This window comes from Polyangiaceae bacterium (assembly GCA_016715885.1).
In the GTDB taxonomy this organism is placed as follows: Bacteria; Myxococcota_A; Polyangia; order Polyangiales; family Polyangiaceae; genus Polyangium.
In genome coordinates this window covers 1,129,963-1,149,699 of record JADJXL010000020.1, presented here as the reverse complement: position 1 = coordinate 1,149,699, position 19,737 = coordinate 1,129,963, and the positions used below count along the sequence as shown (strand labels likewise).

The following is a 19,737-nucleotide window of genomic DNA, read 5'->3' as shown; positions in this document are numbered from 1 at the left end:
GTTCACGCCCACATCACGCGCACGCGGCGTCTTTTTTTCGTGACGGTGTCTTCGTATTGGACTTTCTTTTTGGCGAGCCTTCCACGCGCGTCGAAAATGACCAGCGTTCCGCTTTTCATGCCGAGGCTCCCCAAGTATTCGTCCATTTGTGCCAATCCTTTTTTGAGCGGATTGGCTTCGCCTTTGCGCCACACTTTTATCTCGACCGCCCGGCGTTGTTCGGCCCGCGTGCCGTCCTTTTTCTTGTATGGGTAACGCACGAGCAAATCGATACGTTTTCTTCCAATGCCATATTCGCGATCGATGTACCCGCCGCCATTGACGATGCGCTGCATGAACGCCATGAGCACCAATTGCGGACCCGCTTCGGGATAAGGCATGCGCGTCGCCAATACTTCGCCATTCTCTCGCCAGAATTTTGCGAATGCACGCATCATCTTGCGGAATGCCAGGCGCCCGTCGGGCAGGATGAATGCGGGTGGTTCGTATGTGATCGTGTCTTCAACTCGGTCGCCCAGGACCCGAATGATCACCTCTTTGTAAATGGGGTTCGAGATGCGAAGCGGGCGCTTGTTCACCAGGCCCAAATCCGCCACGTACGCCGCGTCGTCGCTGTACGTTTCGTCGTCCGGGATTTCTTTGCCGAGCACCAGCGGCTCGATGATCCGGCGCATGCGAGGCTCCATGAGCTTGGCCACGAGCGAATCCAGGTGCGTGGCTCGTGCGAGGATCAATCGCTCCTTCGCTTCCTCGACATGAGCCGCCGTGATGGATTCGTTTGTCGGCACGGCCATTTCTTCGACAATTTCTCGCCCGAGCGCGTTGACCAGCCAAGGCTGACCGCCCGTCACCTCGAACGCACGAGCAAGCGCCTCAGGAGTGAAAACTTGTCCCGTCTCGGCCGTGTGTTGCCCGTAAAGCTCCCCGACTTCTTCGAAAACGAGATTGCCAAGCCGCATCGACGCGAGCTTCACGTTGAACGGGCTCGACGTGCCGAGACGCGACGGATCTCCTCCGCTTGCCGCCTTGTAGTCGCGCACGTCGCGCAGACCGCAGAGCACGACCGATGCAGGAAAGTCTTTCGGTCGGCTGGGGTATCCCGCTCGAAGCTGCCGCAAGACGCTGATCAAGCTCTGTCCGCGCAGTGCGTCGATCTCGTCGAAGAACAGCACGAGCGGGCGGGGGCAAACCTGGGCCCATGTAGCAAGTGCGGCGCTGAGCAAGTCTGATGCGGCAGCTTCTGGAAAGGGCGGAGGCTGAAGCTCCAGCGGCAAGGCTGACTGGGCCTCCCGGCGTATGCGCGAGAGCAGCCCCCGCTGGGCCTCCGCATAGTCGTCGCCCGCCACTTCACCCGCTTCGCACGAGAAGTGCAGCGCCGCGTATTTTCCCTCGGCCGTGAGCTTTTTCGCGAGCGCACGCAGCGTCGTCGTCTTGCCCGTCTGCCGCGGCGCGTGCACCACGAAATAGCCGAACTGATCGATGACCTTGGGCGCATCCGGCAAACGCTCGGCAGCCGGAATCATGTAGTGCATTTCCGGCTTGCACGGCCCCGCGGTGTTGAAAAAGCGCTTCATCGCCGAGGACTAAGCCGCAGCAGGGCAGGGAAGTCAAGCTCGTGTCGCGGCACCCCGCCCCACCTCAACCGCCCACGGACGCGTCCGCGGCGCCCGCGTAGCCAACGTTCTCGGATGCAGGCGCCCCCGCGACGGTCGCGTGGCCGGTCCGCACGGAATTCGTCGGGCTCGCGACGGCCGCGAAGGCGAAGCGCACGTTGCGGAGCGCGCGAAAAGCATTCTTGCTCACGTTCTGCAATTTGCGGAACGCTTTCGCGACGGGTTTTGGGGCGAAGTTTTCGTTGCGGAACGGGTTCGCGGGGGCGGGATGGGCGAGCGGTTGAGCGGGGTTTTTGCCGTAGAGTGTGGGCTTCGAGAGTTTGGCATAAACGAACTTGTGCAGGAGACGACTGCGCGATAGCATCGAACGGTCCAAGCTGATGGCTCCCACATGACGCACCAAATGGTCCCCAGCTCCGAAATCATCCTCTACCAAACCGAGGACGGTCGCACACGCATCCAGTGCCGTTTCGAAGACGAAACCGTCTGGCTGACGCAAAAGCAGATGGCCGAGCTGTTCCACATCGGTGTGGGTACGGTCAACCACCACCTGAAGGCCATCTACAGTGAGGGCGAGCTTGTATCAGAGGCAACTATTCGACGATATCGAATAGTTCAAGCCGAGGGAGCTCGGCACATCGCGCGGGACATCGAGCACTACAACCTCGCCGTCATCCTTGCCGTCGGCTTCCGCGTGCGCAGTCATCGCGGGACGCAGTTTCGACAGTGGGCTACTGCGCGCCTCGAGGAGTACCTCGTCAAAGGCTTCACGATGGACGACGAGCGGCTGAAGAATCCGCCCGGACCAGGCCATCGTGACTATTTCGACGAATTGCTCGAACGGGTTCGCGACATCCGCGCATCCGAACGGCGCTTCTACCAAAAGGTGCTCGACATTTACGCGACGAGCGTCGACTACAGCCCGCATAACGAAGTATCGCAGCGGTTCTTCGCGACGGTGCAAAATAAAATGCATTATGCCGTTCACGGACATACGGCTGCCGAGCTGGTGCTCGAACGGGCCGATGGTAGCAAACCGTTCATGGGTATGCATTCCACGAGGCCAGGGGGCATCATTCACAAAGACGATGCCACAATCGCGAAAAATTACCTCGACGAACACGAGCTTGCCGTGCTCAATCGCATCGTGAGCCTTTACATCGAATATGCCGAGCTCCAGGCGCTCGAACGAAAACCGATGACGATGCGCGATTGGATCAAAAAGCTCGACGAATTTTTGAAAACCACGGGGCGCCAAGTGCTCGATAATGCCGGAACCGTGTCCGCCGATGTCGCAAAAGCCAAAGCCGAACAAGAATACACGCGATATCGAGCCATCGAAGACGCCAAGCCCAAACCCGTTGATATCGAATTCGAAAAATTCGCCAAAGAAATTCGCAAACCTTTGGCACCTCGTCGCGCCAAACGCAAATCATCGTGACAGGCGATTGAAAAAAACGCCATCGAGACGCAGGGGCCTCGATGGCGTTGATTCACAACGGAAGTGATTTCAGGACGCGTCTGCGAAAGGACCCGCTTCGCCCTTCCTGTGGTCCGTGAGGCTGACGTCGGGCGTTTGCCCTTCGACCATCTCCTTGACCGGCGGGGCTTCGGCGTGCGCTGCGAGGAACCGGGTGTCTTCGCGAACGATTGGCAAGGGTGGGTCACCGATGAGGTCGAGCTGTGTGGCGAGCCACTGCTCTTCCTCGATGAGCTGCTTGCGCTTGGGGTCGGTCATGTCGCCTTGCCAGTGGTCGAGCTCGGCGTCGACCTCCTTCAAGCGCAAACGAACCTTCACGACGTCGACGTCGTCTTTGCTCATGAAGCGTTCGGTGAGCAAAAGTGCTTTGTCACCGACGACTTCGACGAAGCCATGGGCGACTGCGTGGCGATGTTCCTTGCCGGACTCGTGGTAGGTCACGATGCCCGTGCGGAGTGCGGCGAGCAGCGGGACGTGTCCCGGCATGACGCCGAATTCACCGGCGACGCTCGGAGCGGTGACGTCAGCGACCTGTTTTCGCAGGGCGACACCGGTGGGGGTAACGATCTCCAGCAAGATTGAATCGGACATCGATGAGGTGCTCCTGGGACTCGGTGCTCAGCGCTTGGCAGCCGCAGCCCGCGCCTTAACTTCGTCGATACCACCGGCCATGTAGAAGTCCTGCTCGGAGATATGGTCGAGTTTGCCCGCGATGATCTCCTCGAAGCCCGAGATGGTGTCCTTCAGGCTGACGAGCTTGCCCTCGAGGCCCGTGAACTGCGCGGCCACGAAGAAGGGCTGCGACAAGAACTTCTGGATTTTGCGAGCGCGCCCGACGACGAGCTTGTCGTCTTCGCTGAGCTCGTCCATGCCGAGAATCGCGATGATGTCTTGCAGGTCCTTGTAGCGTTGCAGCGTCTGCTGCACTTTGCGCGCCACGTCGTAGTGCTTTTGACCGACGATTTGCGGATCGAGCATCGTCGACGTCGAGTCGAGCGGATCGACAGCCGGGTAAATACCCAGCTCGCTGATCGCGCGAGAGAGGACCGTCGTCGCGTCCAAGTGGGCGAACGCGGTGGCCGGAGCGGGGTCGGTCAAGTCGTCGGCGGGCACGTAAATGGCCTGCACGGAGGTAACCGAACCCTTGGTGGTCGAAGTGATGCGTTCCTGGAGCTGACCCATTTCCGTGGCCAGCGTGGGCTGGTAACCGACGGCGCTGGGGATACGGCCGAGGAGAGCGGACACTTCGGAGCCCGCCTGTGTGAATCGGAAGATGTTGTCGACGAAGAGCAGCACGTCTTGGCCTTCTTCATCGCGGAAATACTCGGCGACCGTCAGTGCCGAAAGAGCCACGCGAGCACGCGCGCCAGGGGGTTCGTTCATCTGGCCGTAGATGAGCGCCGCCTTCGAGATGACCGGTTCGCCGCTGCCCAGCTTCGACTCGGTCATTTCGACGAGGAGATCGTTGCCTTCGCGGGTGCGCTCACCGACGCCGGCAAACACGGACACACCGCCGTGGGCTTTCGCGACGTTGTTGATGAGCTCCATGATGAGAACGGTCTTGCCGACGCCTGCACCGCCGAAGAGGCCGATTTTGCCGCCTTTGCGGTACGGAGCGAGCAAATCGATGACCTTGATGCCGGTCTCGAAGATTTCGACCTTCGTCGACTGGTCGACGAATTTGGGGGGGTCGCGGTGGATCGGCGAGAACCTCTTGGCATTGACGGGGCCGGCTTCGTCGACGGGGGCGCCGACGACGTTGAGGATGCGGCCGAGGCATTCGGGGCCGACGGGCATCATGATGGCCTTGCCGGTGTCGCGAACTTCCATGCCGCGGACGAGACCGTCGGTCGTGTCCATGGCGACGGCGCGAACGCCGGACTCGCCAAGGTGCTGCGCGACCTCGAGGGTCAAGTTGTCCGCCGCCGAGGAAATGCTCGGGTTGGTAACTTTGAGCGCATTCAGGATTTGGGGAAGCTGGCCCGGGGGAAACTCGACGTCGACGACGGGGCCAATGACCTGAGAAATTTTTCCAACCACCATGGGGCGGGACTCCTATGAGCGGACGTCAGGAACGAACGCGCGCGCCGACTACCACAGCCGCGACGGCTTGTCGAGAGGGCAAGCTCTGAGCGGCACGTCGTGCGCGGGAAACTGATTAGTGCGAGCGGTTGGAAGTATCAAGTGTCGTGCGCTGTAAGCCCAAGGTCTCCGCCCGATTTTCGGACGTCGCGGGACCCCGAACTCGCCCGCTTCGTGCGCTGTAAGCCCGAGGTCTCCGCCCGATTTTCGGACGTCGCGGGATCCCGAACTCGCCCGCTTCGCGGGCTCAAACAGCGGGGTTCCCCCCGCGAGCACCCGAAAATTCGGGCGCAGACCTCTCGATTCCATTCACAGTCGCCAATACTGCCGGGGACAAACCGCTACCGAGTCACGAGTTCTGCAATCCGAGCAAAGTCGCCGACGGAGAGCGTTTCTCCGCGCGCTTCGAGCGAGATGCCTGCTTCTTTCGCGCGCGCTTCGAGCTCGTCCTTGGACCAGCCGTAAAGCGATTTCCACGCGTTTCGTAGGGTTTTGCGCCGAGTGCCAAAGGCGGCTCGGACGGCCGCGCGAAACGCTTCGGTTTCTTGCGCGCGCCGAGGGCGAACAGGCTCGAGCGCGACGACGGCCGAATCGACATCGGGACGCGGATAGAATGCTCCAGCTCGCACGGTGAGAACTCGGCGAACATCGAAGGCTGCTTGGACAAACACCGTGAGCGCCCCGTATTCCTTGGTCGATGGGCGCGCGACGAGACGATCGGCGACTTCCGCTTGCACCATGAAGACGACGCGATCGATGTGATCGGCAAGCGTGGTTGCTCGCTCGAGCAGTGGGCCGGTGAGCAAATAGGGCAGGTTGCCCGCGATGATGTGTGGACGTGGGCCATCGGCCAAAAGAGCGGCCCAATCGAGCGAGAGTGCGTCGCCCTCGACGAGCTGCATGCGACCTTCCGCGATGGGCTCGGCAAAGTCGGCGGAGAGCAAGGGAACGAGATCGCGATCTCGCTCGATGGCGACGACGCGAGCTGCACGTTCGAGCAGGGGTCTTGTGAGTGCGCCCATGCCCGCACCGATTTCGAGGACGGTGCCTCCGGGCGGAGTCGTCGCGGCTTCGGCGATGGTTCGCTGCGCATGGACGTCGACGAGAAAATTCTGGCCAAAGCGTTTTTTGGGACTGAGCCCTCTCTCGCGCAGACGTTCAGCAATCGACATGAGCTCGACTCGGTTGGGTAAAACGATTGGAGGACAAACGAATTGGAAAAGGTTTGTCGGAGGCTACCGATGCAGCGGATCTGCCGGCAGGTCGGGCCGACGCGGCGAGGTCGCGCGCAGACGCGTGATGCGCACGCCCATGCGTCGGAGTATGGCTTCGCTGCGTGCAACGGACACACGCGTGCGAACGAGCACGGCTTGCGCTGCAACGGCTGCTGTTTGTTCCCACGACGCTTTTTGGCTGCCAGATGGATCTTCGTCGAGGGGCGAACCATCGCTGCGCCTTGGCGGCTCCCACGGTGGAAGGAGGGCGGGCTCGAACTGAGGCATCGACCAATGGATGGCCATGCCATGTCGCGCGAGGCGCCGGAGGCCGTCCGACAAGGGTTTTTCGTGCGCAACTTCGGTCGGGGCTGGCGCGATGACGTGCACGACGCTGGATGCAGGTTTGTGTCGACTGATCTGTGCGAGCACATCGGCAAGGATGAGCCCTGATTGGTGGCGATCTGGTTCGGTGCGAGGCGGTGATTCGATGCCGTACGCTGCAAGGTATCGGCGCAGCGTTCGCTCGCGTGAGGAGCGACCATCGGGGACCGGCGGGTTGAAGGGAGCGCGCGCTCGGATGGCATCGGCACGCATGGCGAGCCTGTCGAGGTCGCCGCGGCGCAGGTCCGACAAACCGCGACCGTCGAGCGGACGCATGTGTTCGAGGACGCGTACGGCAACGTCGGCTTCGTCGAGGTCACTGCGGCTGGCGTCGTAGGTGCTGGTGGCCATGAGGAGCGTTTGCGCGACCTTGTGGCCGTGCGCGGGACCCTGGTCGGGCTGGATGAACGCGCGCAAGGTGGCGGCGTAGATGGCGAGGCCGACGCGATCGCCGCGAGCGAGGTAGCGCTGGCAGATGGACGCGGCTTCGTCGATGGCAAGGTCGAGCGGAGCGCGGCCGACGGGGCCCGACCAAAGCTCGACGGATGCATCGAGCACGACCCACGCGACGTCGCGCTCTTCGCGTTCGAAGTCGCGAACGAGCAATTGGCCACGACGGGCACTCGCCTTCCACGCGATGCGGCGGAAGGGATCGCCCGGCCGATGTTCGCGCAGCTCGCGCAAGTCGCTGCCATCACCACGCGCGCGACCGGGCCTTCCGCTTGGAGCGAGCAGCTTGCTGCGACCGCCACGCGGGGAAGGGAGCCACGCTGCGAAGGGCCGAGGCAACACTTCGACGCCGAACGGATTGGCGAACGTGAGAGGCACCTCGAAGAGACCGGGTGCACCGTGAACTTCGAGCGCCAGACCATGCAGCCCGTGCAAGCCCACGCGTGGGGTGCGCACCGTGACTTTTACTTTGAGCCGACCCGATGCAGCGACTTCGCCTGCAGACGGCTCGATGTGGATCTCGAGCTGGGATGAGGCGATCGCGCGCAGACGAACGTAACGGGCTGCCAAGGTGTCGCGATTGCGCACTTCGGCTTCGAGTTGGATTTCCGCTGCCGCGGCCGGTGCGGATGACGCGTTTGTGGCCGGTCCAAAGCATCTCGAAGCCGGCAGCTCGGATGCGCGAGATCGACACGAGCGTGACGGCGCGTGCGAGCGCCATGGCGACGACCATTGCGCCGGCCCATCCCACGATGGCCGGTTCGCGCGCGATGAGTCCGACACCAGCGATGGCGAGGGCCCCGATGCTCACGTGCGCAGCCGAGCGTGTGGGAAAGATCTGCATTGGCTAGACTGCTCGCACCGCGCGCCGGTAGGTAACTCGAGAGATCGCGTCTTCGACGACGGCATCCCGAGCGCGCGTGTCGCCTTCGGCTTCCGGGACGAGCACGAGACGATGACCGATGACGGATGACGCAACGCCGCGCACGTCGTCTGGGGTGACGAACGGCCGTCCAGCGATGACGGCTGCGCTCTTGGCGGCTTGAATGAGCCCGAGCGTTGCGCGAGGTGACGCACCGAGAAGAACCTTGGCATGCGAGCGTGTGAACGACGTGAGCCCCACGGCGTATTCGTACAGGTCGTCGTCGACGTGAACGCGTCGCGCGATGCTTTGAAGTGAAAGCAATTGCTCGACCGTCAGGATCGCTCGAGCTTTCGGCGGATCGGCATTGTGCGTTCGAAGCATCGCGACTTCGTCTTTGGCCGTTGGATAGCCGATGCTCACACGGACGAGGAACCGATCGATCTGCGCTTCCGGGAGCGGATAGGTTCCCTCGAGATCGATGGGGTTTTGCGTTGCGAGCACCATGAACGGCGCGGGCAACTCGAATCGGTCACCTTCGATGGTCACTTGCCGCTCTTGCATCGCTTCGAGCAGCGCGGACTGCGTCTTTGCGGGTGCACGATTGATCTCGTCGGCGAGCACCACGTTGGCGAAGATCGGTCCTGGCCTGAGCGAAAAGGTTCCGTCTTTCGGCGACAGAACGTACGTACCCGTAATATCTGCAGGCAGGAGGTCGGGCGTGAATTGGATGCGCCGGACCGATGCACCTAGTGCGGATGCATAGGCTTTCACGAGGGTCGTTTTGGCGACTCCGGGCACCCCCTCGAGCAAGACGTGGCCCTGCGCGAGCAGGGCGGTGAGCATGAGGTCCAATGTGCGACTAGGGCCGATGTAGACGTGACTGATTTCGCGTCTGAGCGAGTCGAGTCGGTCTTTGGCGGCACTGATCTCCTCGATGGCAACGGCCTGGGTCAAGGGGAGCTCTCCTCTGAGGCAGGACGAACGGTGGTGGATGGTTTGTCCGGCGAATTTACGGGCACGGTAGCGGAACGAGTAGCAGATTCGGGCTCGTTGCCGAGAGGCGCTGGCGTGATGCCGCCTGCCGCATGAAGAACGTCGCGCACGACCGACGCCGCCTTGCTCAGCATGGAGCGAGGCACGTACGTGGGCCTGCCTGCGACGATCGAAGATTCGGCTTTGTGCATCGTAGCCAGGACTTCCTTCAACGCTGCGCGTCTTTCGTCGTCAAGCGTTCCCGCACGATGAGCGGCCGACAGAATGGCCTCCATCGACGGTTCGACGGGCGTGCCGAGCTTTTGCCCGAGCGCTTCGACGAGGGCGCTTTTCAGTTCGAGCAGCACGAGGCTCGGCGGTGATGAAGGCGCAGACAGCAGTGCAAAGCGGCCGGCAACGCCTCCTTGCGCGACGAGCGGCGTCGGGCGGGCAAACCTGGGGTTTGGACTTTTGTACGGGCGCGATGCAGCACGTACGACCCACGCACCGATCCCGAGCAGCGCGAAGAGTGCAATCGCCCAATGCAGACCAGCCGGCGCTCCGTTTTGACGAGCTTCGGCGAGCGCATCGGCCAGTGCTCGGGCCTGTGACTCGAGGTCTTTTCGAAGCGAATCGTTGCCGCTGAACGAGCTCACTTCGGAGAAACGATTGGCGACGATGTAGAGTTTGCCCCCGTGACGTTTGCCTGCGTCTTCATCGACGAGGTAGTGACAGAGGGCTTGGGTAAACGCGCGATTTCCGGGGTAGCGCAACATTTGGTTCATGAGCCCGGAGGGATCGCCCAGCGCGAATACGCGGCCTGAATCGACCATGCCGGCAAGAGCCACGGACACAGGAGTCTCTCCAACGGCGCGGATCTCGAGCACGCTCGTGAGGCGTTTGGCAGAACGAAGTCCCGTCCCATGGTTCGTCACGAACTGCTGCACGTTTGCGACGACAGGATGCGGGCCCGTGGGTTGACCTTTTTCGTCGACGAGCACGGGTTCGGCGATGGCGAGCTGCGGCTTGTTGCGCAGCGCTTGCACCGGACGCGTGGGCAGCGTCGTTCGTTCGATGCTGAAACGTCTCAGCGTTTCTTCGCCGCGGCCATAATCATCCGCAATCGCAAGCCTTCCGCCCGCTCGAACGAACGCCTCGGTTTCCTCGGGATCCATGCTTTGGAGCGGGTGCAGGACGAGGACGCCGTCGTTGGCGGTGATGGTGCTCCAATCAAGGACGGCGACGGCCTTGACGCGATCGCTTCCGAGCTCGCTCGTGGCGAGGTTGTAGAGTTCGGAGCAGCCTTCCCAGGATGTGTCGGAGATGTCGAACGCGTCGCTCTTCGCGACCCGAGCTTGCGTGACGAAAGCGAGCAGAAGTGCGATGGCAACGAGGCGCGATGCAATGCGCGCGCACATCGCGTCGTGGACGTGCGAGCGTGAGATGTTGCCGATTCGGCGCGCTTTCCAGGGCGCTCGGGCGCCGTGATGCGTCATGAGGGCGCGGAGCATAACCCTGTCCCGGGCGATAAGCTTGACCCCGCTACTTGCATTGCTAGATTCGACTCGTGAACGGGCGCATGATGTTCCAATCCGTTCACTTCGGGCGACGGCACTCTAGCGCGGTGGAGGAGTTCAGATGCTACCTCCGTTCATTATCGAGCAGATACGGCAACGTGAAGAGAGGGATCGCCGCCAGCGTGAGGAGAGCCGCCCACGTCTGGAATTGCCGATTGAACGGTATCCCGCTCCGCGACGGCCAACAGGCCCAGCACCAGCTCAGGACGACGATGACCCCAATCGCGGCGTGATCATCCTGGACATCGTTTGACTCGGCTGAATCTCACGTAACTCCAAACCAAACAAACCAAGACAATCTGAACATAGACCAGCGCGTGACCGTTCGCTGCGATGGCGCATGCGCTTTTCCACGACGCCCCCCGGACATCCGGACGGGGCCTTTCGACAAACGTGCGCCGAAAGCTACGAAAAACTCACGGGTGGCCTTGACCGCCCGCACCGTCTTGCGTACCTTTCGCGCCCCGTGACTCCCTACGGCGCTGCCTTCTTGGGCCGCCGCTTCGGCTGAGCGCGTCGTAGCCCCGGCATTTGCCGGATCCATTGAAAAGGTTCGAGGTTTACCGATGGCCGTTCATATCCGCCTCGCACGGGCGGGCACGAAGAAGACCCCGTTTTACCGAATCGTCGTTGCCGATCAGCGCGCTGCTCGCGGGGGTCGGTTCATCGAACGTTTGGGCACGTATGATCCGCGGCGCAACGAAATCCGTCTCGATAGCGCACGCGTGAAACACTGGCGCGACCAGGGCGCATTGCCCTCGCACACCGTCGACATGCTCCTGAAGCGTCCCGACGTCGTCGCTGCGACGGTGGCAAAGTAGTACCAGCATGGTGACTGCGTCCTCTTCGGCACCCGCGATGCTCGTCAATCTCGTCAGACTCATCGCGCAAGCGCTCGTCGATCACCCCGACCAAGTGAAGGTCCGGGAAGTCACCGGAGACCGCTTTCCTCGCATCGAGCTCTCCGTTGCGCGCGACGACATAGGCAAAGTGATCGGCAAAGACGGCCGCACTGCGCAGTCCATCCGCGCGCTCGTCAATGCCGCTGCCCACAAGGCCGGCACCCGCGCCTTCCTCGATATCTGCGATTGACCTCGCGTCGCCCTACCCCGACAAACTCGACCTCGCGGCGGTTCGTCCCCGTCGCGGAGATCGCACGCGCCCACGGCATTCGCGGCGAAGTGCGTCTCAAGCTCTACCACGAGCAGTCCGACATCTTCTCGCAAAAGCCTACCATTCGGCTGCGCACGCCCGAAGGCGAGGAGCGGCTCGTGGAGATCGAGTTCGCTCGTCCCACGAACAACGGGCTGCTCGTGAAGTTCACCGAGACAAACGATCGCAACGACGCCGAAGCTTTGCGCGGCGCTGAATTGTCCGTACCTCGTGACGAATTTCCCGAGCTCGAAGAAGGCGAATTTTACGCATGCGACGTCGAAGGCGCGCAAGCCGTTCTCCCTTCGGGCGAAGTCGTCGGGCGCGTCACGGGCCTCGTGTCGTATCCGACATGCGACGTGCTCACCGTCGACCGCGGTCAGCTTGGCAAACTCGAAATTCCGCTGCTCGATCCGTTTGTCCAGTCCGTCGATACCGACGCGGGGGTCGTTCACCTCGTGACGATCGAGGGGCTCGAATGAACGACGCTGTCCATGCGTTGCGACATCATCACCCTATTTCCTGAGCTCTTTACGCCGTTTCTCTCGACCGGAATGGTGGGTCGCGCCATGCGCGACGGCGCGCTCGACGTAGCGTGCTGGAACCTGCGTGAGCATGGCCTGGGCAAACATCGCAGCGTCGACGACACACCGTACGGCGGAGGTTCGGGGATGGTGATCCGCGTCGACGTCGTCGTGGCGTGCATGGAATCCGTTGTCGCTCAAAGAACGGCGCAGGATCCGAATGCGGTGCCGCATCGCGTGCTGCTTTCTCCGACCGGCCAGGTGCTCGACCAACGCCGCGTCGAAGAGCTCGTGCAGCGGCCGTGGCTGGTGCTCGTCTGTGGCCGGTACGAAGGCTTCGACGAACGTGTACATGCGTTCATCGATCAAGAGATCTCGCTGGGGGATTTTGTTTTGGCAGGCGGCGAAGTTGCCGCGATGGCCATCGTGGATGCGTGTTCTCGTCTTTTGCCAGGCGTGCTTGGAAGTGCGGATTCGGCGATGCACGAATCGCACAGCACGGCGCTCGATGGGCTGCTCGAATATCCGCACTACACGCGACCGGAGACGTTTCGCGGCATGAACGTGCCCGACGTGCTGAAGGGCGGAAATCATGCAGCGATCGAGGCGTTTCGGCGCGAGGCGGCCGAAGCTCGCACGCGTGAGCGCCGGCCGGACTTGTATGCTCGTGCGCTGGAAATGCGCGCAGATCGGAAGAAATCGTGACTCGTGTCGCCCTCGCGCTCGTTCATCATCCTGTGCTCGATCGAGCAGGCGAAGTCGTTACGACCGCGATTACGAACCTCGACCTGCACGACATGGCGCGGAGCGCTCGTACGTATGGCGTTCACGAGCTTTTCGTCGTGCACCCGGTCGAAGCGCAGAGGCTGCTTGCCGAGCGCATTCGCGATCACTGGGTCGAAGGATCGGGCAAGCGGCGCATTCCGGATCGAGCCAATGCACTCGAAGTGTTGCGCATCGTGCCGAGCCTGGAAGATGTCTATCGGGCGCTGGGTGGTGATGCGGGACGGGCTGGCATCGAGCTTTGGACGACGGCCGCGTCTGCGCGTCGCGGTCCCGTCACGGCGTATTCCGACGCTCGAGCTCGTATGGAGCAGTTGGACAAACCCGTGCTCATCACGTTTGGAACGGGGTGGGGGCTCGCTGGAGAGCTCGTTTCTTCGGCGGATGTACGGCTTGCACCGATACACGCGCGTATTGATTCGGGCTACAACCATCTCAGTGTGCGCGCTGCCTGCGCGATCGTGCTCGACCGACTCTTCGGCTGATCGAGCGGGAGGTAGTCCGTTTGGCCGACATCGAAGCGGATCGACGTATCCGGCAAAGGGCGTTCGAGCTTGGGTTCGACGTCGTCGGCGTAGCTCGTGCGGACGAACCTTTGGGCATCGAACATGAACGTTACCGAGCGTTCATCGATGCGGGCATGCACGGCTCGATGCAGTACTTGGCCGATCACGTCGAGGCTCGGCGAAGGCTCGATACGCCGTTCATTCTCGAAGGAGCGCGTAGTGTCGTTTGTCTGGGCAAAGTTTATGCACGCTCGGCCGAGGCCGAGAAAAACGATCCGCCTCTTGCGCGCTTGATCGCGCGTTACGCGCGCGGGCAGGACTATCACGGGTTCGTTCGCAAGAAAGTGCGCAAGCTGGCGGCGTTCATCCGGGGACTTGGTCCGGATGTCGAGGCTAGGCCCCTCTGTGATGTCGAACCGATCATGGAGCGAGCGTTTGCCATGCGCGCCGGGATCGGGTTTGTCGGAAAAAATGGCATCGTCATCGCGCCTGGCAAGGGCAGCTTCATGCTGCTTGGTGAAGTCGTCACGACGCTGGAGCTCGTGCCCGACGTGCCCATGACCGAGCGTTGTGGATCGTGCACGCGGTGCCTCGACGCGTGTCCCACGCAGGCATTTGCCGCGCCGTTCGTGCTCGATCCGCGAAAGTGCATTTCGTACTTCACCATCGAACATTCGGGGGCTCCACCCGAGGACCTGCGCGATGCCGTGGGCGACCACTTTTTTGGATGCGACGTGTGCCAGGAGGTTTGTCCTTACAATCGAACGGCGCCACCCTCGGCGGATCGCACCGAAGGTTTTCGTCCCCTCGAAAGGTGGACGGGCACGCGTTTGTCCGAGTTTGCTTCGATGGACGAGGAAACTTTTTCTCGACAAACGCAGGGAACGCCTCTTTCGCGCGCGGGCAGGGGAGGGCTTGCGCGCAACGCGGCCCTGGTGGCAGCGAAGCATCTCGAGCGACATCCGGGTGATCCCGACGCGATGGAGCTTTGGCGCACGATCGAGGCTGCTGCAGCGCACGACGATCCCGCAGCGCGCGAGGTGGGGCACGCTGCCCTCGAACGCATCCTGGAGACTCGTTCAGCAGTTCATCAAGACAAACTCGACGAACACGCCGACGATTCGGGCGCTCGTGCGGTTGAGAATGTGGTCCAAGCTACAAATGTGTCGATTCAGGGTGCGAAATTCCCGGTAAATCAAGCATCTACGCACGAAACCGACCAGCCGGTTCGACTTCGTGTAAAGAGAGCGCCGGCATGACTCGACTGCACGTAGGTCTTCACGCTCTGTCCGGCGACATCAAGAAGTACCAGTCCGATCTGGATCTGGTCGAACTGCGGCCGGTCGATACGTCGCTTCCCGCGACGGGTGGGCTCCGTCGTTGGCGCAAGGCGACGGCACCAACGTTCGTGTTCAGCGTGGTGTTGCCACGCGTGGTTGGGGAGCTCGGGTCGGGAAAGCTCGTCGATGACGCGCTTGCGAAGTCGCTCGAGGTTGCGACGGTGATCGAAGCGCGGTGCATCGTGCTCGTGACGCCCGCGGAGATTCGCCCCACGGCTGCCAATCGCAAGAAGATTGCCGCGCTCTTTGCGCGCATTCCGCCCGAAGGCACGTTGCGGTTCTGGGAGCCACACGGCATGTGGGAGCGCGAAGACGTCATCGACACGGCGCGCTCGGCGGGTGCGCTTCCGGTCTTCGATGCTTCTCGTGACGAGCCGGCCAGCGGCCAGGTGGTGTACACGCGTCTGCGTGCGCTCGGCGCGCAGACGACGCCCAGCGCAGCGGCACTCGAACGAGTTGCACGTCGCATTCACGGGAGGCGTGAAGTCTTCGTCGTTCTCGAAGGCACACGAGGTGCCGCGCTTCGGGTCAAGAGTGGCCTCGTGGCGGCCCTTGCACGTCAGAATCCCGCACGTGAGTCGGGCATCATCAATCCTGCGGCTACCGCGATTCCTCGGCCTCTCGTTGCAGAGGATGAAGAACAGTGATTCGCGGTGCGCTTGCAATCGCCAGTAACACGGCCGCTGCACAAGCGGCTTCCGCGGCGCTCGACAATGTCGGCACCGCGGCGGATGCAGTGATTGCGGGCTTTCTGGCGCATGCGGGGGCCGAGGCTGGCGTGCTCCTCGCGCCCGTCGTGGCCATCGTTGCGGGTGTGGGAGCGGGGGCGCGCGTGCTCGATGGCCGCGCGCTTCAACCTGGCAAAGGCACCGCTCGACCTCGCGGTTTCAAAACCGAAGCGGAAGTGCCTCGAGCGGCGCGCGTGGGTGTTCCGCGATCGCTTGGCTTCGTGGCGCTCATGCACGCATCACGAGGTCGTTCGAGGTTGAACGACTTGGTCAAACCGGGTGTTGCGGCCGCAGAAAATGCGGGTGCGGCGGCTCGTGCGGCACTTCTGCGACGCTTCGGTGCGTCGGGGCAAACCGTGCTGCGTTCGGAAGAGTTTGTCGGAGCACTGCTCGCTGCGGCAGGACCGGTCGTGGGTGGACTCCTTACCGCGGAAGATTTCGACAGCGCGCTGCCCGACGATGTGCCCGCCACGTCGATGCCGATGGGCGCAGATTACGCCGTGCTGGGCCTGCCGTGGGATGGGCCGCTTGGCAGATTCGCCCCAGCGGACGTCATCCTTGCAAGTGATGGTCGCGGGCTCGTTGCAGCGCTCGCGTACGTGCCCGCGCGCAGAGAAGACGGCTTGCCCGTTCCGGAGCTGGGCCTCGTACTCGGCATGCATGCTCACCCCGTGCGTCGAGGGATTCCGCGCACCAAACCGGGCACGGCGCTCGACATGAGCGCTCCCATTGCGATTGCAACGCGGGCAGGCGCGGCGGCAGCGATTGCGCTTCTCGGTAAGTCGAGCGTGGACGCGAGCACGCTGTCGGGTGTCATCGAAGGATGGCCGACGGACGCGACGCTGGAAGACTTACGAGCACAAACGAAAGCCCGGTCCGTCTTGGCGCTCTTGCGCGACGCGCGTGATGCGCGGGCGTTGAGAACGACCGAAGACGCCGGGCAATCGGACTGAAATCATCTCAGCAAGCTGCTTGCGCCCCGAATCGTCGTTCAGGGCGCTCGCAACGGTTTTCGAGATGACTCCAGATTGACCGAAGTCTCTTTACAGCGCGATGCCGTAGCGCTTGGCGTATGCAATCACGCCGAGCTTGTCGATGTTGCGGATGTCCCGCGTCGTGAGCTGCAGCGTTACGTACCGCTTCAGCTCGGGAACCCACAGACGGCGCGTCTGGATGTTCACGTTCTGCCAGCGCTTCGTCTTGATGTTCGAGTGGGAGACGTTTTGCGCCAAAAGCTTGCGCTTTCCAGTGATCTCGCTTCTTGCCATGACGTCCTCGGATGGCCCACGCGCTCGCTTGCGCGCTTTGCTCGCTCGGGGGCCGGCAAAGTGGCGGAAGCAGACGCATATGTCAAGCACAACAGGCGCTCTTTTTTGAAAAGTGGTTGGCGCCTTTCAGCGCGGACGTGGACCTCGAGGCGCCGGCGGCTGCGCCGTTCGCGGATCGTCCGGAAAACTGTGCTTCGGATACTTCCGCCGAAGCTCCTTCGCCAACGCTGGATAGTGTCGCTGCCAAAACCCCGCGAGATCCGTCGTCACCTGCACGGGCCGCTGGTTCGGCGCACACAGATGCAGCACGACGGGCACGCGGCCTTTCGCGACCACGGGCCCCTCTGCCATCCCAAAAAAGTCCTGCATGCGCGACGACGCCAAAACCGTCCCGTCCGGACCGTATTCGAGCAAGAGCCTTCTTCCTCCAGGTAGGACGATCGCGTCGGGCGCCGCCTCGTGAAGGCTGCGCGTTTGTTCGGGCGTGAGCGTGGCTCGAATTGCCCCGTCCAGATCGGCTTCGCGCAGCTCGGAAAAACTGCGCCGACCGAAGGAGGCGTCGCGCACTGCGCGTTCGAGCAGCTCGTCGTCGGCGATCGGCAAACCCAGTTCGGGACAGTGCTTCTGGACAAACCTTACGCGGGCAAACCATCGCTCGAGCGCGTCGCCCTTGACGAACGCTGCAATGCCCCGGGCGCACGCCGCCTTTGCCAACTCTTCGGCCACGCGTCGTGACAAATCGTCGTCGAACGTCGTGACGCGCGTTTCTTCGAGCACCAAGCTCCCGTAAGCCAGTTGCCGCGTTACATCGACGCGACCTTGCTCGTCGTTCCATCGAACGCGCACGGCATCGGTGATCGCGTCGGTGAACAAATCGAGCAGCCAGTCCGCTTCGACGGCACTCGCAGCCCGCACGAGCACGCGGTTTCTCGTTCCTTCCGACCGTTCTTCCGCGTCGACTGCCACGACAAACTCTTCCGCGCCAATCACGCTCGTGTCTGCAAGCACCGCAGATCCACCAAAGGCAAACACCACTTCGCGACCGCTTCGACCCGTCGACGTGTCGGGACGACGCAAGCGCCCCACGCGATCCGGATAGCCCGCGAGTGTTGCGACGAGCAGCGCGCGTTCGAAAGCATCGGGGTTCGGCGGGCGAGGCGCTGCTTGTCGATCGACCTGACGCAGAAGCTGCTTCGATGCGCGTTCGACCGATGCGACCCGCGTGGGATCCAATCCATACGAACGTAAACGATCCGGCGATGCTCCTTGCGCGCGCTCCACGTCATCGAGCGCGCTGAGCAGATCCGATCGATGCATGCCCGTTTGCCCGTGACGACGCGACGACGAGCTTGCCAGGCTCACGTCTCGTTCACCGAGCAGCGCTGCCACTGTGCACCCTTCTGCTGCAACGCCGCGTGACTCCGCTTCGACGATGATCCGTGCTTGCCGTGGATGCGCAGGGAACCGCAGCATCCGCCGCCCGACCTTCGTCAACGTGCTCGTTTCGTCGATGGCGTCGAGCCGCCGGAGCAGTGTTTCCGCGGCGTCGATGGCGGCGCGAGGTGGAGCGTCGAGCATGCGTAGTTCGTCCAAACGAACATTCGACGCGTAAAGCTCGAGCAACGTTTCGGCCAGATCCATGCGTAGGATCTCGGGCGTCTCGTGATCGGGCCGCGCCTGAAAGTCGCCTCGAGTGTAGAGGCGCAAGCAACGCCCGGGCCTCGTTCGTCCAGCGCGTCCAGCGCGTTGAATCGCCGAAGCCTTCGAGATCTTCGCTACCTCGAGCGTCGGCAGACCGGACCACGGAGCATGCGACGCCACGCGCGCCAAGCCGCTGTCGATGACCGCGACGACCCCGTCGATCGTGATGCTCGATTCCGCCACGTTCGTCGACAGGATGATCTTGCGGTCGGATGCTGGTTTCACTGCGCGATCTTGCTCGGCCGGCGTGAGCATTCCGTGCAGCGGCAATACGAGGAGGCGCTCGGATTCCGCGATGGGGCGCAGCGCTTCGGCTGCTCGGCGGATTTCCGCCGAGCCCGGGAGAAACACGAGCACGTCGCCCTCCAAGCCTTCACGCACGAGCCGCCGCAGTGCCGATGCGATTTGCGATTCGAGTGGCCGATCGTCGGAGCGATCGAGGTGTTCGATGTCCACATCGAAAAGGCGCCCCATCGATTGCACGACGGGTGAGTCGAGAAAAACGGACACGGGACGGGTTTCGAGCGTCGCCGACATGACGACAATGGCGAGGTCTTTTGCCGTTCGCGTGAGGCGTTCGAGCATCGCGAGCGCGACGTCTGCATGCAGGTGTCGTTCGTGGAACTCGTCGAGCACCACGACGGAGACGCCTTGGAGGAGCGGATCGCGCACGAGTCTGCGAGTCAGGACGCCTTCGGTGACGAATCGAATGCGTGTCGCGGGACTCGAAACGTCCTCGTAACGCATCGTGTAGCCGACCGAATCACCCACGCGCTGACCCATCTCTTCCGCGACGCGACGTGCGGCCATTCGAGCGGCGAGCCTTCGAGGTTCGAGGACCAGGATTTCTCCTTGGTGGGCGAAGCCATGTTCGAAGAGCGCTCGAGGAACGCGGGTTGTCTTGCCTGCACCTGGGGGAGCTTCGAGTACCAGGCGGCGTCGTTCTGCGAGAGTTGCGCAGATTTCTGGCAAAACGGGCTCGATCGGCAGCGGCATCGGGGTGCGCGATCGTGCCCTAGCGTGCGGGAAAATCCAGGCGGTGGTCGCATGTGGTTCGGTCAAACACTTTGACGATGCGCCTCGATCTGGCCCGTCGGG

19 protein-coding genes and 1 pseudogene are annotated in these 19,737 nt (G+C 62.7%); 10 read left to right on the top strand and 10 right to left on the bottom strand.

Features of this window, described 5'->3' with window-relative positions; translation table 11 throughout:
* Positions 1 to 2: 2 nt before the first annotated feature.
* Complete coding sequence (locus tag IPM54_30095; GenBank protein MBK9264041.1) at positions 3 to 1,574, bottom strand: ATP-binding protein; 1,572 nt, start codon at positions 1,572 to 1,574, stop codon at positions 3 to 5.
* A gap of 64 nt (positions 1,575 to 1,638) precedes the next feature.
* A complete protein-coding gene (locus tag IPM54_30090; GenBank protein ID MBK9264040.1) occupies positions 1,639 to 1,989 on the bottom strand; it encodes a hypothetical protein in 351 nt (116 codons plus the stop codon).
* A gap of 15 nt (positions 1,990 to 2,004) precedes the next feature.
* On the opposite strand from IPM54_30090, the gene IPM54_30085 reads away from it, so the two are divergent.
* Positions 2,005 to 3,054, top strand: a complete 1,050-nt coding sequence (locus tag IPM54_30085; GenBank protein ID MBK9264039.1) for a virulence RhuM family protein — start codon at positions 2,005 to 2,007, stop codon at positions 3,052 to 3,054.
* A gap of 69 nt (positions 3,055 to 3,123) precedes the next feature.
* On the opposite strand, the gene atpC is transcribed toward IPM54_30085, so the two are convergent.
* The 6 genes and pseudogenes from atpC to IPM54_30055 all read right to left on the bottom strand — a co-directional run bounded on the left by atpC (position 3,124) and on the right by IPM54_30055 (position 10,556).
* Positions 3,124 to 3,684, bottom strand: coding sequence for an ATP synthase F1 subunit epsilon (gene atpC, locus IPM54_30080; protein ID MBK9264038.1), 561 nt, complete (start codon positions 3,682 to 3,684; stop codon positions 3,124 to 3,126).
* A 27-nt stretch (positions 3,685 to 3,711) separates the two neighbouring features.
* Entirely contained in the window at positions 3,712 to 5,136 is a 1,425-nt protein-coding gene (gene atpD, locus IPM54_30075; protein ID MBK9264037.1) for a F0F1 ATP synthase subunit beta, read from the bottom strand.
* Between the two features lie 380 nt (positions 5,137 to 5,516).
* Positions 5,517 to 6,347, bottom strand: a complete 831-nt coding sequence (rsmA, locus tag IPM54_30070) for a ribosomal RNA small subunit methyltransferase A (GenBank protein ID MBK9264036.1) — start codon at positions 6,345 to 6,347, stop codon at positions 5,517 to 5,519.
* A 63-nt stretch (positions 6,348 to 6,410) separates the two neighbouring features.
* Positions 6,411 to 8,067, bottom strand: a pseudogene (locus tag IPM54_30065) (DUF58 domain-containing protein).
* Between the two features lie 3 nt (positions 8,068 to 8,070).
* Complete coding sequence (locus IPM54_30060) at positions 8,071 to 9,081, bottom strand: MoxR family ATPase (protein ID MBK9264035.1); 1,011 nt, start codon at positions 9,079 to 9,081, stop codon at positions 8,071 to 8,073.
* Positions 9,039 to 10,556, bottom strand: a complete 1,518-nt coding sequence (locus IPM54_30055; GenBank protein MBK9264034.1) for a DUF4350 domain-containing protein — start codon at positions 10,554 to 10,556, stop codon at positions 9,039 to 9,041. Before IPM54_30055 ends, IPM54_30060 begins: the two co-directional genes overlap by 43 nt.
* A gap of 142 nt (positions 10,557 to 10,698) precedes the next feature.
* On the opposite strand from IPM54_30055, the gene IPM54_30050 reads away from it, so the two are divergent.
* From IPM54_30050 to IPM54_30010, 9 genes are all read left to right on the top strand, one after another.
* The gene (locus IPM54_30050; GenBank protein ID MBK9264033.1) at positions 10,699 to 10,890 is read left to right on the top strand and encodes a hypothetical protein; all 192 of its coding nucleotides are present in this window, start codon (positions 10,699 to 10,701) and stop codon (positions 10,888 to 10,890) included.
* Between the two features lie 313 nt (positions 10,891 to 11,203).
* Positions 11,204 to 11,458: a 30S ribosomal protein S16 gene (rpsP, locus tag IPM54_30045; GenBank protein ID MBK9264032.1), complete on the top strand. Its 255-nt coding sequence runs from the start codon at positions 11,204 to 11,206 to the stop codon at positions 11,456 to 11,458.
* Between the two features lie 37 nt (positions 11,459 to 11,495).
* Positions 11,496 to 11,729, top strand: coding sequence for a KH domain-containing protein (locus tag IPM54_30040; GenBank protein MBK9264031.1), 234 nt, complete (start codon positions 11,496 to 11,498; stop codon positions 11,727 to 11,729).
* Positions 11,726 to 12,271 carry a 16S rRNA processing protein RimM gene (gene rimM, locus IPM54_30035; protein ID MBK9264030.1) on the top strand — a complete coding sequence of 182 codons (546 nt, stop codon included), beginning with the start codon at positions 11,726 to 11,728 and terminating at the stop codon, positions 12,269 to 12,271. The genes IPM54_30040 and rimM overlap by 4 nt, the downstream gene beginning before the upstream one ends.
* 12 nt (positions 12,272 to 12,283) lie before the next feature.
* Positions 12,284 to 13,018 (top strand): tRNA (guanosine(37)-N1)-methyltransferase TrmD, encoded by a 735-nt coding sequence (gene trmD / locus IPM54_30030; GenBank protein ID MBK9264029.1) that lies wholly within the window; start codon positions 12,284 to 12,286, stop codon positions 13,016 to 13,018.
* Positions 13,015 to 13,581 carry an RNA methyltransferase gene (locus tag IPM54_30025; protein ID MBK9264028.1) on the top strand — a complete coding sequence of 189 codons (567 nt, stop codon included), beginning with the start codon at positions 13,015 to 13,017 and terminating at the stop codon, positions 13,579 to 13,581. Before trmD ends, IPM54_30025 begins: the two co-directional genes overlap by 4 nt.
* On the top strand, positions 13,578 to 14,861 hold the full coding sequence (queG, locus tag IPM54_30020) for a tRNA epoxyqueuosine(34) reductase QueG (GenBank protein MBK9264027.1): 1,284 nt from the start codon (positions 13,578 to 13,580) through the stop codon (positions 14,859 to 14,861). The genes IPM54_30025 and queG overlap by 4 nt, the downstream gene beginning before the upstream one ends.
* Entirely contained in the window at positions 14,858 to 15,589 is a 732-nt protein-coding gene (locus IPM54_30015; protein MBK9264026.1) for a DUF72 domain-containing protein, read from the top strand. Before queG ends, IPM54_30015 begins: the two co-directional genes overlap by 4 nt.
* Entirely contained in the window at positions 15,586 to 16,623 is a 1,038-nt protein-coding gene (locus IPM54_30010; GenBank protein MBK9264025.1) for a hypothetical protein, read from the top strand. Before IPM54_30015 ends, IPM54_30010 begins: the two co-directional genes overlap by 4 nt.
* A 90-nt stretch (positions 16,624 to 16,713) precedes the next feature.
* Here IPM54_30010 and rpmB read toward each other — a convergent pair whose 3' ends face one another.
* Together rpmB and hrpB are read right to left on the bottom strand one after the other, a co-directional pair.
* Entirely contained in the window at positions 16,714 to 16,938 is a 225-nt protein-coding gene (gene rpmB / locus IPM54_30005) for a 50S ribosomal protein L28 (protein ID MBK9264024.1), read from the bottom strand.
* Between the two features lie 126 nt (positions 16,939 to 17,064).
* On the bottom strand, positions 17,065 to 19,635 hold the full coding sequence (gene hrpB, locus IPM54_30000) for an ATP-dependent helicase HrpB (GenBank protein MBK9264023.1): 2,571 nt from the start codon (positions 19,633 to 19,635) through the stop codon (positions 17,065 to 17,067).
* Between the last annotated feature and the right edge of the window lie 102 nt (positions 19,636 to 19,737).